Genomic DNA, 15,172 nt, shown 5'->3' with positions numbered 1-15,172 from the left:
ATTTGTTTGTGGTTTGAATAGATATCGAGGGCGCTCAAGCGCCGCGCTATTAGTGATAAAGTAGACGTATCGTTTAGGGAGTAGGACAACGTCATGGCTTTGGAGCAGATCAAGGTGGCGGTGCTGGGCGGCGGAAGTTTCGGCACGGCCCTTGCCAGTATCGCCGCCGATAACGGCGCCCAGGTGTGCCAATGGATGCGCGACGAGGCGCTGGTTGCGCAAATCAATCAGGAGCACCGCAACGGGCGCTACCTGCCCGATTACGCGATCAACGCAGCAGTCGAGGCCTCCACGGATATTCGCGCGGTGGTCGAAGGTGCGGCGCTGGTGCTGGTCGCCATTCCCTCCAAGGCGTTTCGCCAGGTGGTGCGTCAGGCCAGGCCCTGGCTCACCGCGGAGCAGATACTCGTCAGCACCACCAAGGGCATCGAGCAAGAGGGCTTTTTGCTAATGAGCCAGGTGCTCGAGCAGGAGACCGGCTTTGAGCATATCGGCGTGATCGCCGGGCCCAATCTGGCCTCGGAAATCGCCGATAAGCAGCTCACCGCCACGGTGATCGCAAGCGCGGACCCGCTGACCCGTACCCGGGTGCAGCAGGCGTTGGGGTGTGGCTATTTTCGCGTCTATGCCAGCAACGACCGCCACGGCGTGGAGCTTGGCGGGGTGCTTAAAAACATCTACGCCATCATCGCCGGGATGGCGGCGGCGCTGGGCATGGGCGAAAACACCCGCAGTATGCTGATGACCCGGGCGCTGGCGGAAATGGGCCGCTTCGCCGTGGCCCAGGGCGCCAATCCGATGACCTTTCTGGGCCTGGCCGGGGTGGGGGATCTGATCGTCACCTGCTCATCGAGGCTTTCGCGCAACTACCGCGTGGGGTTTGCCATGGGTGAGGGGCGCACGCTCGACGAGGCCGTCGATGCGTTGGGCCAGGTGGCGGAAGGCGTCAACACCGTTCCCATCGTGTGCGACCGAGCACGGGAGATGGGGGTCTACATGCCGCTGGCCGAGGGGCTCTATCGGGTGCTGTTCGAAGGCGTGGCCGCCAAGGAAATGGCGAGCACGCTGATGATGGGCGAACACAGCAGCGACGTAGAGTTCGTGTTACCCAGGGAGACCGTCCAGCAAGCGCACAATGAGACAGGGGATTTGAATGACCGCGAGTAGCCGACTTTTAATCATGCGCCACGGCGAGGCGGGCCCCGGGCGGGTCGACTGCGAGCGCAGGCTGACCCAAAACGGCGAAGCCGAGGCCGCGCGCATGGCGCGCTTTCTCGAAACCCGTAAGCTCGGGCCGGTCGTGCTTTACGCAAGTCCCTTCGTTCGCGCCCAGCAAACCGCCCGCGCAGTGGGTGACGCACTCGGTGTGTCGGTGACGACGCTTGAAGGCATTACCCCGGACGACTCGCCGGCGAAGGTCAACGATTGGCTGCTGGCCCGGCCGGAGGGCGAGACGCTCATGTTGGTTAGCCACATGCCGCTGGTCGGCGCGCTGTGCGGGCGGCTCGTCGAAGGCCCGCAAAGCCAAGAGCTCGGCTTTCCCACCGCGGCCATCGCTGAGCTCGAGGCCGATGTCTGGGCAGCGGGCTGCGCAAGGCTCGTTCGCTTTACCGAACCCCGCCAGCTCTAGCTTTTTTCAGGCACCATAAAAAGAAACGGCGGCCAGGGGCCGCCGTTTCTGAATGCGCGAGCGCCAGGTTTAAAGCAGCGCGTCGAGCTTTTCCTTGAGCAAGCCGTTGACCTGCTGCGGATTGGCGGTGCCGCGGGAGGCTTTCATCACCTGGCCCACGAAGTAGCCGATCATCTTGCCGCGCTTTTCCGGTTCGGCGTCACGGTACTGGGCGACCTGGGCCGGGTTCTCTGCGATCACCTGGTCGATCATCGTCTCGATGGCGCCGGTGTCGGTCACCTGCTTCAAACCCTTGGCCTCGATCACCTCGTCGGCATCGCGGCCCTGGCCGTTCCAAAGCGCCTGGAAGACCTCCTTGGCGGCCTTGCCGTTGATCGTGCCATCGACCACGCGACCGATCAGCTGACCGAGCTGCTGGGCGGATACCGGGCTTTGGTGAACGCTCAGATTCTCGCGGTTCAAGGCGCCGGAGAGCTCGCCCTGTACCCAGTTGGCGGCCTGCTTGGCGTCCCCACAAACGCGATGGACTTCCTCGAAGAACTCGGCCATTTCGCGGCTCGCCGAAAGCACGTGGGCATCATAAGCCGAAAGCCCTAGCTCGGTTTGAAAACGCGCGCGCTTGTCGGCGGGAAGCTCCGGCAGCTGGCTTTTCAGGTGGTCCAGGTAGGCCTGGTCGAGCACCACCGGCAACAAATCCGGGCAGGGGAAGTAGCGGTAGTCGTTGGCCTCTTCCTTGGTGCGCATGCTGCGCGTCTCGTCGCGCTCCGGGTCAAACAGGCGGGTTTCTTGCACCACCGTGCCGCCGTCTTCGATCAGCTCGATCTGGCGCTCGACCTCGAAGGCGATCGCACGCTCGACGAAGCGAAAGGAGTTGACGTTCTTGATCTCGGCGCGGGTGCCAAACGCCTCCTGGCCCTTGGGGCGCACGGAGACGTTGACGTCGCAGCGCATCGAGCCTTCCGCCATGTTGCCGTCGGAAATCCCCAGGTACGTGACGATCGAGTGGATCGCCTTCAGGTAAGCGGCGGCCTCTTTGGCGCTGCGCATGTCCGGCTCGGAGACGATCTCCAGAAGCGGCGTGCCCGCGCGGTTGAGATCGATGCCGGTCATCCCCTGGAAGTCTTCGTGCAGCGACTTACCCGCGTCCTCTTCCAGGTGCGCGTGGTGGATGCGGATGCGTTTGGTTAGATCCTCGTCCAGGGTGACTTCGACCTCGCCCGGGCCCACGATGGGGTGATACATCTGGCTGGTTTGGTAGCCCTTGGGAAGATCCGGGTAGAAGTAGTTCTTGCGATCGAACACCGAGACTTCGGGGATCTCGGCGTGGACCGCCAGGCCAAACTGAACCGCCATTGCCACGGCCTGCTCGTTGAGCACCGGAAGGCTTCCCGGTAGGCCAAGATCTACCGCGCTTGCCTGGGTGTTGGGTTCACTGCCAAACGAGGTCGAAGCACCCGAAAAGATCTTGGAGCGCGTGGCGAGCTGAACGTGAACCTCGAGCCCAATTACCGTTTCCCATTGCATTAGGCGTTCTCCTCGGCGAGTGCGGGAAGGTGAAGATGCCAGTCGGTGGCCTGCTGGAACTTGTGCGCCACGTTGAGAAGCTGCGCCTCGGCAAAGTGGGTGCCCAGAATCTGCAGGCCCACCGGGCGGCCGTTCACGAAGCCCGCGGGCACGCTCATGCCCGGAATGCCGGCAAGATTTACGGCGATGGTGTAGATATCCTGCAGATACATCGACACCGGGTCCTTCTTGGCGCCAATGTCGAAGGCGGTGGTGGGCGCGGCCGGGCCCATCAGCACGTCGACGTCCTCGAAGGCGTCCAAAAAGTCCTGGCGGATCAGGCGGCGCACTTTCTGTGCCTTGATGTAGTAGGCGTCGAAAAAGCCCTCAGACAGGGTGTGCGTGCCGATCAGAATGCGCCGCTTCACCTCTTCGCCGAAGCCTTCCTCGCGGGTACGCGTGTAGAGATCGATCAAATCTTTCGGGTCTTTACAGCGGTGGCCAAAACGCACGCCGTCAAAGCGGGAAAGGTTCGACGAGGCTTCCGCCGGGGCGATGACGTAGTAGGCCGGAATGGCGTAGTGGGTATGCGGCAGGCTCACTTCGCGCACGGTCGCCCCCAGCGACTCGTATACCTTGACCGCTTCGCGTACCGCCTGTTCGACGTCGCTGTCCAGGCCGTCGCCGAAGTACTCCTTCGGCAGACCGATCTTGAGCCCGGAGAGCGGGGCGTCCAACTGCTCGAGGTAGTCGGGCACGCCGCGGGTAGCGCTGGTGGAGTCGCGTACGTCGTGGCCGGCGATCACGTTCATTAGATGCGCGCAATCAGAAGCCGAGCGGGCCATGGGGCCCGCCTGGTCGAGGCTCGAGGCGTAGGCGATCATCCCGTAGCGCGAAACGCGCCCATAGGTCGGCTTCAAGCCCGTAATGCCGCAAAACGCGGCGGGCTGGCGAATCGAGCCACCGGTATCGGTGCCCAGTGCGGCGGGTACCAGGCCCGCGGCGACTGCCGCGGCACTTCCGCCGGAGCTTCCGCCGGGCACCGCGTTCAAATCCCAGGGGTTTTTGACCGGCCCAAAGTGGCTGTTTTCATTGGAGGAGCCCATGGCGAACTCGTCCATGTTGGTCTTGCCAAGGCTTATGCTGCCCGCGGCGTTGAGCTTCTCTACCACGGTGGCATCATAAGGGGCGACGAAGTTGTCCAGCATTTTGGAGCCGCAGCTGGTCTTCACGCCCTTGGTGCAGAAAATATCTTTTAGGGCCAGCGGTACGCCGGTCAGCGCGTGGCCGCCGCCGTCGGCGCGGGTCTTGTCGGCGGCTTCGGCGTTATTGAGCGCCTGCTCACCGGTCACGCTGATAAAGCTATTGAGCTTGCCGTCGATTTTCTCGATCCGCTGTAGATAGTGGGCGGTGAGTTCACGACTCGAGAGCTCGCCACTTTTCAAGGCAGCGGCCAGCTGGGTTACGGTTTGATTATGCATGACCCAAAAGCTCCGTTCGGGGCGAATAGAAGGAAGTCAAAAAGCGGGGCGCCAGGCGCACTCACTCCACCACGCGCGGTACCAGGTACAGGCCGTTTTCCACCGCCGGCGCGCAGCGCTGATACTCGTCGCGCATGTTGGCGTCGGTAACTTCGTCGGCGCGCAGGCGCTGGGTCGCGTCCAGCGGGTGGGCGAGCGGCGCGACGCCTTCGGTATCGACGCGCTGTAGCTGGTCGACCATGTCTAAAATCTGGCTGAGATCGTCCACAAAGCGGCTGGCCTGGTCGTCACTGATGGCGAGTCGGGCCAGGTGTGCGGCCCGGCGCACGTGAGATTCTTCAAGCGCCATGATCGGGGTTTCCTCGCAAACGTAATGGAACATATTCCGCATTGAGCGGTATACATACGGTCGTCTTGAATTCGTCTTGCTTGAAGACACGAATTTAAGACATGGAAAATAGCCGCAAAAGGTACCACATAATCAATGCAACGGGCAGGGGAGCGACTCGTGCTTGCTGCCAAGGGGTTGCGGTGATACCGTTTGCATCCGCACAGGGTTCCCGGTCTGCACTAGGTAACAACATCCATGTTCAAACGCTTGAGGGGGCTGTTTTCCAGCGATCTATCGATCGACCTGGGTACGGCCAACACACTGATTTATGTACGCGGTCGCGGTATCGTCCTTGATGAGCCGTCCGTTGTCGCCATTCGCCAGTCGGGCAATATGCGAAGCGTCGCTTCTGTCGGCGCCGATGCCAAACGCATGCTTGGCCGCACCCCCGGCAATATTACGGCGATTCGGCCCATGAAAGACGGGGTCATTGCCGACTTTACCGTGACCGAGCAAATGCTCCAGCACTTCATTCGCAAAGTGCATCAAAGCACCTTTTTGACGCCAAGCCCCAGGGTACTGGTTTGTGTGCCTTGCATGTCGACCCAGGTCGAGCGCCGCGCGATTCGTGAATCCGCCGAGGGCGCAGGGGCACGGGAAGTCTTTTTGATCGAAGAGCCCATGGCCGCCGCGATCGGCGCTGGGCTTCCAGTCGAAGAAGCCCAGGGCTCGATGGTCGTGGATATCGGCGGCGGTACCACCGAAATCGCGATCATTTCGCTCAACGGCGTGGTGTACTCCGAATCCATCCGCGTAGGCGGTGACCGTTTCGACGAGGCGATCACCGCCTACGTGCGCCGCCACTACGGCAGCCTGATCGGCGAGGCTACCGCCGAGCGTATCAAGGAAGAGATCGGCTGCGCCTACCCCGGCGGCGAGCTGCGCGAGATCGACGTGCGCGGACGCAACCTGGCCGAGGGTATTCCGCGAAGCTTCACGCTCAATTCCCACGAGATCCTCGAGGCGCTTCAGGAAACCCTGGGTTCGATCGTGGCCGCGGTGAAAAGTGCGCTGGAGCAGTCACCGCCGGAGCTTGCCTCGGACATCGCCGAGCGTGGCCTGGTGTTGACCGGCGGCGGAGCGCTCTTGCGTGATCTGGACAAGCTGATTGCCGAAGAGACGGGGCTTCCCGTGATCGTGGCCGAAGATCCGCTGACCTGCGTTGCGCGTGGCGGTGGCAAGGCGCTGGAAATGATCGATCAACACACTTTTGAGCTACTCTCAAGCGACTGATTTTAGCGGTTTACTGCGGAGGGTTGCCTATTAAACCGCTATTTTCGCACGGCCCCATACCGGGCTACCGGTTCTTCTTTTGCGTGCTGGCGGCAAGCGCTTTGATGTTTGTCGACCAGCGCTTTACGCGTATGGAAGACGTGCGTGCCCACATGACCATGGTGGTCGCGCCGATTCAGTGGGTCGTTAGTCTGCCAAGCGATCTCCTTAACTGGGGGTCGCTGGTGCTTTCCGATCAACAGGCGCTGGTGGATGAAAACCGCCGCCTGCGCGAGCAGATTTTGACCCTCTCGCACCGTGGCCAGCGTCTGGCCAATCTCACCGCCGAGAACGCTCAGCTGCGCGAGCTGCTCGACGCCGCCGAGCGTACCGAATTTCCCTATATGTCGGCGGAACTCCTCTCTTTGGATAACGACCCGTTCAGCCATCAGATGGTGGTGGACCGCGGGCATCGTAACGGAGCCTACGTGGGCCAGCCGGTGATCGATGCCTTTGGGCTGGTCGGCCAGGTCACGGCGGTGTCTGCCTACTCGAGCCGAGTGCTGCTGTTAGCGGATGCAAGCCACGCCTTGCCGGTGCAGGTCAACCGCAACGGCCTGCGCTTTATCGTTCAGGGTACCGGGCGCTACCAAAGTGTTAACGTATTGCACGTACCGGATACCGCCGACATTCGCGAAGGCGACTTGTTGACGACCTCCGGGCTTGCCGGGCGCTTTCCGCCGGGTTATCCGGTCGCCCGGGTGAGCGAGGTGTATCACGACCCGGGCCAGCCGTTTGCCCAGGTGAGCGCAACACCTTCGGCACAGCTCACCCGCTCGCGCCATTTCCTGCTGCTCTTTCCGCCGCCGCTCGAAGAGGAAGACACCACGCTTTGGAATAGCGACATGTCGCTTTCTGCCCAGGCGATCCACGCCTCCGAGCGCCTTGGCGAAGTAGGCCCGGCGCCACTGCCGGAGGCGCCCAATGGCTAGAGCACCGGTTATTCCCCTCGTCGTGGTATGGCTAAGCCTGGTGCTGGCGCTTTGCCTGCAGGTAATGCCGCTGGCCGACGGCTGGCAGGTCTACCGGCCCGACTGGATCGGCCTGATGTTGGTCTACTGGTGTATGCGGGTGCCCGACCGGGTAGGCGTATTCCACGGCTTCGTGATCGGTTTGATGGTGGATCTGATCGAGGGCAGCGTGTTGGGCCAGCACGCGCTGGTGTTTTCGTCGCTGGCGTTTCTGGCGGCGCTGGTCTATCCGCGCTTTCGCGCCTACTCGCTGGTTCAGCAGGCGGTACTGGTACTGGTGCTTTTGGGCCTTGCCCAATTGGTCGAGCAGTGGGTGCGCGTGCTGACCGGTGAGTTCACCATTCATTTGTCGTTTTTGATTTCGTCGTTGATCAGTGGGCTTTTATGGCCCTGGCTTGCCACCATGCTCAAGGCGCTCGAGCGCCGAGCGGCAGGGGGCTAGCGTATGTCGTCGGGTAATGCCCCGTCGTGTGCTTGCAGCGCCCAAAAGCGCGCGGCCGTGCTCTGCCTGGCCTCCGCGTCCCCTCGGCGCCGGGCGCTTTTGGAATCCATCGGCGTCGCGGTCGAGGTGTGTCCAGGCGATATCGACGAAACCCCTAACCCTGGCGAGCCAGCGCTAGCCTACGTCGAGCGGTTGGCGATCGCCAAGGCCGAAGCGAGTAAAGCGAGTACCCATCTTCCGGTGCTGGGCTCGGATACCGCCGTGGTGCTCGACGGGCGCATTCTGGGCAAACCGCGCGACGCGCGTGACGCCCGAGCCATGCTCACCGCGCTTTCCAACCGGACCCACCAGGTGATGACCGGTGTGGCCGTGATCGGCCCTGCGGGCACCCAGTCGTGCTGTGTCACGACCACGGTGCGGTTGCGCAGAATCGAAGACGATGAAATCGAGCGCTACTGGCAAACCGGTGAGCCCCAGGACAAGGCGGGTGGCTACGCCATTCAGGGCCTGGCCGCGGTCTTCGTCGAGGAGATACGCGGCAGCCATTCGGCCGTGGTGGGGCTTCCGCTTTTCGAGACTTCACGACTACTTTCAAACCAGGGTGTGTCCGTTTGGTCGGCCCGCCTGTAAAGTAGCTTCAAACGGATACCTTGAAGCAGCCGAGCCCCATAAGGAAGAGTGCATGAGCGGTGAAGTCCTTATCAATTTAACCCCCATGGAAACCCGCGTGGCGCTGGTCGAAAACGGGGTGTTGCAAGAGGCGTTGATCGAGCGCTCACGCAGGCGCGGCATCGTGGGCAATATCTACAAAGGCAAGGTGGTCAGGGTTTTGCCTGGTATGCAGGCTGCCTTTGTCGATATTGGTCTGGAGCGCGCCGCCTTCATTCATGCCCACGAGGTGATGGCCTCGGGGGCGCTCACGGACACGCCGCCGACGATCAATCACCTGCTTCACGAAGGCCAGGCGCTGGTGGTTCAGGTCACCAAGGACCCGATCGGCACCAAGGGCGCCCGGCTGACCACGCATCTCTCGATTCCTTCACGGTATCTCGTCTATATGCCGGATTCGTCCAACCACGGCGTTTCTCAGCGCATTGAGGACGAAGCCGAGCGCGAACGCTTGAAAGCGCTGCTCGATAAAAGCGTGAACGCCCAAACACTGGAAATTACCGGCGGCTTTATCGTACGTACCGCCGCCGAAGGCGTGGGCGATGAAGAGCTCGAAAGCGATATGTACTTTCTGCTACGCATCTGGCGCAAGGTGAGCGAGCGCAAGATCAGCGCCGCCCCTCCGAGCGCGATTTACGACGATCTGCCGCTTTTCATGCGCACCCTGCGGGATGTGATGCGCGACGATATCGAGAAGGTGCGTATCGACTCCCGGGAGAACTTCGTCAAGCTCAAGGAGTTCGCCGAAGAGTTCATGCCCTATGCCGTGGATCGCATCGAGTACTACCCCGGCGAGCGGCCGATTTTCGATCTCTATAGCGTCGAAGACGAGATTCAAAAGGCGCTGGCGCGCAAGGTGCAGCTCAAATCCGGCGGGTACCTGGTGATCGACCCCACCGAGGCGATGACCACCATCGACGTCAACACCGGTGGCTACGTCGGCCACCGTAATCTCGAAGAGACCATTTTCAAGACCAATCTGGAAGCGGCTACCGCCATTGCCCGCCAGCTCAGGCTGCGTAACCTGGGCGGTATCATCATCATCGATTTTATCGACATGACCGATGTCGAGCATCAGCGCCAGGTGCTGCGCGTGCTGGAAAAAGCGCTCGAGCGCGACCACGCCAAGACCAAGTGCACCGGCGTCACCGAGCTTGGCCTGGTACAGCTAACCCGCAAGCGCACCCGGGAGAGCCTGGAGCAGACGCTTTGTGAAGCCTGCACCACCTGCGGCGGACGCGGTACGCTGAAAACCCCGGAAACCGTGTGCTATGAGATCTTTCGCGAAATACTGCGGGAAGAGCGGGCCTACAGCGCCGACACCTACCGCGTGCTGGCCTCTCAGCCCGTGGTGGATCGTCTCCTCGATGAGGAGTCGGCGGCGGTAGCCGATCTCGAGGCGTTTATCGAAAAAACCATACGGTTCCAGGTCGAGCAGCACTACTCCCAGGAACAGTACGATATCGTGCTGATGTAATGACGCTACCTGCTTCACTTTTTGGCAAAGTACTGGCCACCCTCGCCGGGCTTTTGGCGCTGATCGCGGTCGTGCTTCTGTCGGTCCGGCTGCTGTTCAGCCAGGCCGAACACCTGATCCCCCCGATCGAGTCGCTGCTCGAATCCAGAATCGGCGCGCCGATCACCATCGAACACCTGGCGCTGTCGCTCGAGCGCAACGATATCGTGCTGCGTCTGGAGGGGCTCAATGCCGAGACCGATGACGCGCCGCTGGTGTCGCTTAAAAGCGCCTACCTGCGCCTGGACACCTGGGCGTCGATCAAAGCGTTCGCGCCGATTTTCAGCGACGCGCGCCTTGCCGAACTCGATTTTCACCTCTATCAAACCGGCGAGGCCAGCTGGGGCTGGCCCGAGCCCGCCACGCTCCCTTTGCTTTTCGCCGAGGAACCCGAGGTCGATCTCGACAAGATCGACCGCTGGACCGCGATCATTTTGAAGCAGCGCCTCTGGATGCGCGATAGCCTGCTTACCCTGCATGGACGCGAAGATTCCCTGACGCTCAGCGCCCCCCGGTTGCTTTTGGGGGGCAACGAGGAGCTTGCGCGCTTCGAAGGCGCGGTCAATATCCTGGAGGCGAGCACGCTCGACGAGGTCGATGCGCTGCCAGCGCTGATTGTGCAGGCGGAAATGCGGCCGGGCCCCGACGGGCCCAGCGATTTCTCTGCCGCGATGCAACTCGAACTGCAGTTGGACCACCTGGTGGCGCTTGGCGATGTGTTTCGCGCCGACCACATGCCGCATATCGAGCAGGCCGGCGGGTCGGTACGGCTGTGGGGTGATTGGTTTGGCGGCGAGCTGAGAGAAGTACGCGTCGGGATGGGTATTCCCCAGCTCACGCTGCGCCAGCAAGCACAGTTTGCGGTGCTGCGTGATATTCAGGCCGACGGACAGTGGGCCCGCGACGACGAGGGCGGCGAGGCGTGGCTTAGCGCCAACGCCGAAAGCGTCGAGTGGGCGCAGCCGGATAACGTCAGCGAAGGGCCGGCGCTGCCGCGCCACTGGTATCTGGCGCACCAGCCCGGCCAGTGGGAGCTGCGCACCAGCCCCTTCGAGCTTGCCTCGCTGACGGCCTGGCGCGAGTACGCCTTTTTGCCCGAATCAGTGACGCGGGTACTGCAAACGCTTTCACCCAGCGGCCAGGTGCAGGGGCTGCGCCTTGGCCAGCAGGAGGGGCGCTGGGGCATAGATGCAGCGGTCACTAATCTCAGCGTTCAGCCCTGGCAGCAGGCGCCTGGCGGTGGCCCGCTGGATGCCTGGGTGCAGGCGCGGGATTTGCGCGGGCGTGTCACCTTTAATAGCGCCGGTGAAAGCGAGCTCTACTTCCCCAGGCTGTTCGAGGCGCCGATGCAGCTTCGCCACGCCGAAGGCCGTGTGGAGTGGGTCTACGATGGCCCACGCAGCATGGTCAGTGGACGCGATCTGGACGTTAACTGGGACGGCGCCGAAATAAGCGGGGGCTTTGGTCTGATGACCGGGGAGGGCCGAGGGCAGTTCGGTCTGAATATCGATTTTGCCAACGTCGACGCCATCAACTACCCGCTCTCCCAGTGGCTGCCGGTCAAAACCTTTGGCGAGGGCATTCGCGATTTTTTGCTGGATGATGTCGGCGGCTTCGTGCCCAGCGGTTCTCTGCGCCTGGGACTGCCCTTTGGCGGTAATCGTGAGGAGAATCCGCTCACCGCTACGCTCGCGCTCGATATCGAACGCGGCTACCTGCCGATTGCCGACGACTGGCCGATGCTCGAAGGCGTGGAAGGGCGTTTGACCTGGCAAAACCAGGTGCTCGAGGCCCAAGTCGACCGGGCACAAAGCCTGGGCGTCGAGGCCTTCGATGGCGAAGTGCGCATGGAAGATGAGTACCTCAACATCGGCGGGCGGCTTTCCAGCAGCGGCGCATCGCTGATCGATTTTATCCAGGCGATTCCCGATATCGATACTGCGCTGCTGAACGACCTGGAGGCCAGCGGCCAGGTGGAGGGCGAGCTAATCGTTGGGCTGGATTTGGACGACCCCGAGGCGCTCGAAGTCGAAGTGAACGCCAGGCCCTGGTTTTCACGGATAAGCTACGCGCCCCTGGACCAGGCACCGCTGACCGATGTCGGCGGAGACATTACCTGGCAACAGCGTGGTTCACGGTTTGCGCTACTGGGCAGCGCCGAGGGGCGGCTACTGAACGGGCCCATCACGGCGGATTTCGACGTGCCCGCCGAAGGGATCACGTTAGGCGGCGAGCTCGATACCGGGGCGCTTTTTACGTTGGCCGGTATCGAATCGGAACACGCCCGGTCGCTTTTGAATGGACGCGCGGATTGGGCGAGCTTCGTTCGCCTCGAACCAACCCCCTACGTGCGCTTTCAAAGCGATTTTACCGGCGTGGAGAGCACGCTACCGGCGCCGTTCGATAAACGCCGCGGCGTGGCGTGGCCTTTCGCCTTCGAGGCCGATATCGAAAGTGGCAACGTGGAGGCCCGGCTGGCGGATGTGCTTCACGCGCGACTTATTGTCGATGATGCCATTGAAGGTGCGGTAGCGGTGGGGCGCGCCGCGCCGCTGACCGAGCTTTCACCGGCGCCGGGACTTCGTATCGAGGCGGATCTCGAGCGCCTCGATATTGGCGACTGGCAGCGCGCGCTGGCCCCGCTGAGCGGCGGCGGGTCCGGCGCCTCCGGCGGGTCTCCGGATGAGCTTTTGCGCTTCGACGCGCCGGTGTCGCTGATGTTCGATACGCCGTGTCTGAGCTTTGATGACGCGTGTCTGGGGGAGCTTAGCCTGTCGGCGCGTTTGGCCGACCAGGCGTTGAACGCCCAGGTCGGCGGCGATATCGTTTCCGGGCGAGTGGCGTATCAGCCGGAAGACGAGCGGCCGCTGGATATCACGATCGCCACCCTCAACGCCGACAAACTGATGGACCTCTCCTTTGGCGATGACGACGCGCCCGCTCCGGACTCCTGGATGGACGCGATCGAGACCTCGCACGTTGAGCCGGTGGGCGCGCCGGACTGGCTAGACAAGATGCCCAACGGGCGCTTGCGCCTTGCCGAGGTCAATATCCAGGATAACCAGGTCGGCCCGCTGACCGCCTACTGGCAGACCGGGCCACGGCGCTTTGCGCTGTCACCGGTGGGGCTCACGCTTGGCCAGCTTTCGCTGACCGGTGAGCTTTTATGGCAGGGCCAACAGAGTCGCGCCGATATCGCCGTACGCGGCGGCGATATCGGCTCGGCGCTCGAGCATCTTGGCCAACCGGTGCCGATTCGAAGCCGCACCACGCGCGCTAACGCAAGCCTTGATTGGCCCGGCGCCCCTTGGCAGTTGGACCTGGCCCGCGCCACCGGGCGACTGGATGCGGATATCCGCGATGGGCGCTTCGTCTCGATGAACTCGACGTCGGCGCGGCTCGTCGGGCTTTTGAACTTCGATAATATTCTTAGGCGCCTGCGCCTGGACTTTAGCGATGTCACCGGCGAAGGTACCGCTTTCGACCGGGTTTACGGCAGTGCCACCGCCGCCGGCGGGCAACTCACCCTTCGCGAGCCCTTGCAAATCGAGGCGCCGGCCGCCACGTTAAGGCTTACAGGACGTGTTAATCTTTTACAGCGTGAACTCGATCAACGCTTGGGCGTCACACTGCCCGTTAGCCAAACGCTGCCTCTGGCCGCAGTGGCAGTGGGGGCGCCGGCCGTCGGCGCCGCGCTGTTCGTCGCCGATCAATTGTTTGGCGAGCCGCTGAATCGAGCAACAACTTTACATTTTCGCGTGCAAGGCCCCTGGACCTCGCCGCGGGTTACTTTGGAAGGCCCTTAATGACCGCACACACGAGCGATTTGGATTTTGCCGCCTCTATTTTACTGGCGCCCAGCGGCCTGGATGTGAAGGCGCTGGATACCGGACTCGACTACGCGCTGGGTGCCGGTATCGACTACGCGGATCTTTACTTTCAGCGCACTTGGCAAGAGGGCTGGGTACTGGAAGATGGCCGCGTCAAGGAGGCCAGCTACAACATCGACGGTGGTGTTGGCGTGCGCTCGCTAGCGGGTGAGAAAACCGGCTTTGCCTACTCCAACCAGATCAACGCCAACGCCCTGATGGATACCGGGCGCACCGCCGCGGGCATCGTGCGTAGCGGCAAGCGCCTGCCGGGCCAGGCGGTCAATATCGTCACCGCCGAGCATTATTACGCCGGCCTCGATCCGTTGGCCGGGCTTGGCGCCGAAGAGAAAGTCGCCATGCTCATGGAGGCGGATAAAGTGGCGCGCGCCGCCGACCCAAGTGTTAGCCAGGTCAGCGCCTCGCTCTCCGGCACGTATGAAGTCGTGCTGGTGCGGGGCAGCGATGGAACCCTTGCCGCCGATATCCGCCCGCTGGTGCGTTTCAACGTCAGCGTCATCGCCGCGAAAAACGGCCGCCGCGAGCGCGGCGGCGCCGGTGGCGGTGGGCGCTACTCCATGGCCACGCTCAAGGAGCAGGGCGCGGCGAGTATTTACGCTAAAGAAGCCGTGCGCCAGGCGTTGGTCAATCTCGAGGCCGTGGACGCCCCGGCCGGGCAAATGCCGGTGGTGCTGGGGGCAGGCTGGCCGGGTATTTTGCTTCACGAAGCGGTCGGCCATGGCCTGGAAGGCGATTTCAACCGTAAGGGCAGCTCGGCGTTTTCCGGGCGTATGGGCCAGCGCGTTGCCGCCAAGGGCGTGACCGTCGTGGACGATGCGACGATCATGGATGGCCGGGGCTCATTGAGTATCGATGACGAAGGCACGCCGGGCCAGAACACGCCGCTGATCGAGGACGGTATCCTGACCGGCTACATGCAGGACAAGCTCAATGCTCGGCTGATGAACATGGCGCCTACCGGCAACGCCCGGCGCGAGTCCTTCGCGCACTTGCCCATGCCGCGCATGACCAACACCGTCATGCTGGCCGGCCAGGACAGCCCCGAGGACATCATCAAAAGCGTCAAGCGCGGTATCTATGCGGTGAGCTTTGGCGGTGGCCAGGTGGATATTACCTCGGGCAAGTTCGTCTTCTCGGCAAGCGAGGCGTACCTGATCGAGGATGGCAAGCTAACCGCCTCGGTCAAGGGGGCCACTTTGATTGGCAACGGCCCAGAGGCGATGGGACGGGTGTCCATGATTGGCCACGACATGGAGATGGATACCGGTGTCGGCGTGTGCGGTAAAGAAGGTCAAGGCGTGCCGGTGGGCGTGGGTCAGCCCACGTTGAAGCTCGATGAGCTGACCGTGGGCGGCACGCAGTCCTGATGGATCCAGGTGCCCCTAAAAAAGGGGCCCTAATGAAGGG

Annotated in this window: 12 protein-coding genes; 9 read left to right on the top strand and 3 right to left on the bottom strand. The window is 62.6% G+C overall.

The annotated features are described in order from the left end of the window. Positions 1–93 precede the first annotated feature (93 nt). The gene (locus ACWHRL_RS10305; RefSeq protein ID WP_447529068.1) at positions 94–1,167 is read left to right on the top strand and encodes an NAD(P)H-dependent glycerol-3-phosphate dehydrogenase; all 1,074 of its coding nucleotides are present in this window, start codon (positions 94–96) and stop codon (positions 1,165–1,167) included. Further along, on the top strand, positions 1,154–1,630 hold the full coding sequence (sixA, locus tag ACWHRL_RS10300; protein WP_447893562.1) for a phosphohistidine phosphatase SixA: 477 nt from the start codon (positions 1,154–1,156) through the stop codon (positions 1,628–1,630). Before ACWHRL_RS10305 ends, sixA begins: the two co-directional genes overlap by 14 nt. A 69-nt stretch (positions 1,631–1,699) precedes the next feature. On the opposite strand, the gene gatB is transcribed toward sixA, so the two are convergent. From gatB to gatC, 3 genes are all read right to left on the bottom strand, one after another. Then, on the bottom strand, positions 1,700–3,154 hold the full coding sequence (gene gatB, locus ACWHRL_RS10295; protein ID WP_447893561.1) for an Asp-tRNA(Asn)/Glu-tRNA(Gln) amidotransferase subunit GatB: 1,455 nt from the start codon (positions 3,152–3,154) through the stop codon (positions 1,700–1,702). Continuing rightward, positions 3,154–4,614 carry an Asp-tRNA(Asn)/Glu-tRNA(Gln) amidotransferase subunit GatA gene (gene gatA, locus ACWHRL_RS10290; protein ID WP_447893560.1) on the bottom strand — a complete coding sequence of 487 codons (1,461 nt, stop codon included), beginning with the start codon at positions 4,612–4,614 and terminating at the stop codon, positions 3,154–3,156. Before gatA ends, gatB begins: the two co-directional genes overlap by 1 nt. A gap of 61 nt (positions 4,615–4,675) precedes the next feature. After that, positions 4,676–4,963 carry an Asp-tRNA(Asn)/Glu-tRNA(Gln) amidotransferase subunit GatC gene (gatC, locus tag ACWHRL_RS10285; protein WP_447893559.1) on the bottom strand — a complete coding sequence of 96 codons (288 nt, stop codon included), beginning with the start codon at positions 4,961–4,963 and terminating at the stop codon, positions 4,676–4,678. A gap of 237 nt (positions 4,964–5,200) precedes the next feature. On the opposite strand from gatC, the gene ACWHRL_RS10280 reads away from it, so the two are divergent. The 7 genes from ACWHRL_RS10280 to tldD are packed head-to-tail and all read left to right on the top strand — an operon-like array spanning position 5,201 to position 15,132. Then, positions 5,201–6,238: a rod shape-determining protein gene (locus ACWHRL_RS10280; protein WP_018915723.1), complete on the top strand. Its 1,038-nt coding sequence runs from the start codon at positions 5,201–5,203 to the stop codon at positions 6,236–6,238. Between the two features lie 23 nt (positions 6,239–6,261). Next, complete coding sequence (gene mreC, locus ACWHRL_RS10275; RefSeq protein WP_447529063.1) at positions 6,262–7,209, top strand: rod shape-determining protein MreC; 948 nt, start codon at positions 6,262–6,264, stop codon at positions 7,207–7,209. Beyond that, positions 7,202–7,690 (top strand): rod shape-determining protein MreD, encoded by a 489-nt coding sequence (gene mreD / locus ACWHRL_RS10270; protein ID WP_447529062.1) that lies wholly within the window; start codon positions 7,202–7,204, stop codon positions 7,688–7,690. The genes mreC and mreD overlap by 8 nt, the downstream gene beginning before the upstream one ends. Before the next feature lie 3 nt (positions 7,691–7,693). After that, positions 7,694–8,320, top strand: a complete 627-nt coding sequence (locus ACWHRL_RS10265) for a Maf family protein (protein WP_447893558.1) — start codon at positions 7,694–7,696, stop codon at positions 8,318–8,320. A gap of 52 nt (positions 8,321–8,372) precedes the next feature. Beyond that, the gene (gene rng / locus ACWHRL_RS10260) at positions 8,373–9,836 is read left to right on the top strand and encodes a ribonuclease G (RefSeq protein ID WP_447893557.1); all 1,464 of its coding nucleotides are present in this window, start codon (positions 8,373–8,375) and stop codon (positions 9,834–9,836) included. Next, complete coding sequence (locus ACWHRL_RS10255; RefSeq protein WP_447893556.1) at positions 9,836–13,681, top strand: YhdP family phospholipid transporter; 3,846 nt, start codon at positions 9,836–9,838, stop codon at positions 13,679–13,681. The genes rng and ACWHRL_RS10255 overlap by 1 nt, the downstream gene beginning before the upstream one ends. After that, positions 13,681–15,132, top strand: coding sequence for a metalloprotease TldD (gene tldD, locus ACWHRL_RS10250; RefSeq protein ID WP_447893555.1), 1,452 nt, complete (start codon positions 13,681–13,683; stop codon positions 15,130–15,132). The genes ACWHRL_RS10255 and tldD overlap by 1 nt, the downstream gene beginning before the upstream one ends. The last annotated feature ends 40 nt before the right edge of the window (positions 15,133–15,172 follow it).

The sequence above is a fragment of the Vreelandella sp. GE22 genome (genome assembly GCF_968212445.1).
Note: the sequence above shows the minus strand (reverse complement) of the source record. Positions and strands in the feature narration are given on the sequence as shown.

Excerpts from the sequence above, each read along its gene's own strand:
- ACWHRL_RS10305 (WP_447529068.1), top strand. The coding sequence starts at position 94 with ATGGCTTTGGAGCAGATCAAGGTGGCGGTGCTGGGCGGCGGAAGTTTC.
- sixA (WP_447893562.1), top strand. The coding sequence starts at position 1,154 with ATGACCGCGAGTAGCCGACTTTTAATCATGCGCCACGGCGAGGCGGGC.
- gatB (WP_447893561.1), bottom strand. The coding sequence starts at position 3,154 with ATGCAATGGGAAACGGTAATTGGGCTCGAGGTTCACGTTCAGCTCGCC.
- gatA (WP_447893560.1), bottom strand. The coding sequence starts at position 4,614 with ATGCATAATCAAACCGTAACCCAGCTGGCCGCTGCCTTGAAAAGTGGC.
- gatC (WP_447893559.1), bottom strand. The coding sequence starts at position 4,963 with ATGGCGCTTGAAGAATCTCACGTGCGCCGGGCCGCACACCTGGCCCGA.
- ACWHRL_RS10280 (WP_018915723.1), top strand. The coding sequence starts at position 5,201 with ATGTTCAAACGCTTGAGGGGGCTGTTTTCCAGCGATCTATCGATCGAC.
- mreD (WP_447529062.1), top strand. The coding sequence starts at position 7,202 with ATGGCTAGAGCACCGGTTATTCCCCTCGTCGTGGTATGGCTAAGCCTG.
- ACWHRL_RS10265 (WP_447893558.1), top strand. The coding sequence starts at position 7,694 with ATGTCGTCGGGTAATGCCCCGTCGTGTGCTTGCAGCGCCCAAAAGCGC.
- rng (WP_447893557.1), top strand. The coding sequence starts at position 8,373 with ATGAGCGGTGAAGTCCTTATCAATTTAACCCCCATGGAAACCCGCGTG.
- ACWHRL_RS10255 (WP_447893556.1), top strand. The coding sequence starts at position 9,836 with ATGACGCTACCTGCTTCACTTTTTGGCAAAGTACTGGCCACCCTCGCC.
- tldD (WP_447893555.1), top strand. The coding sequence starts at position 13,681 with ATGACCGCACACACGAGCGATTTGGATTTTGCCGCCTCTATTTTACTG.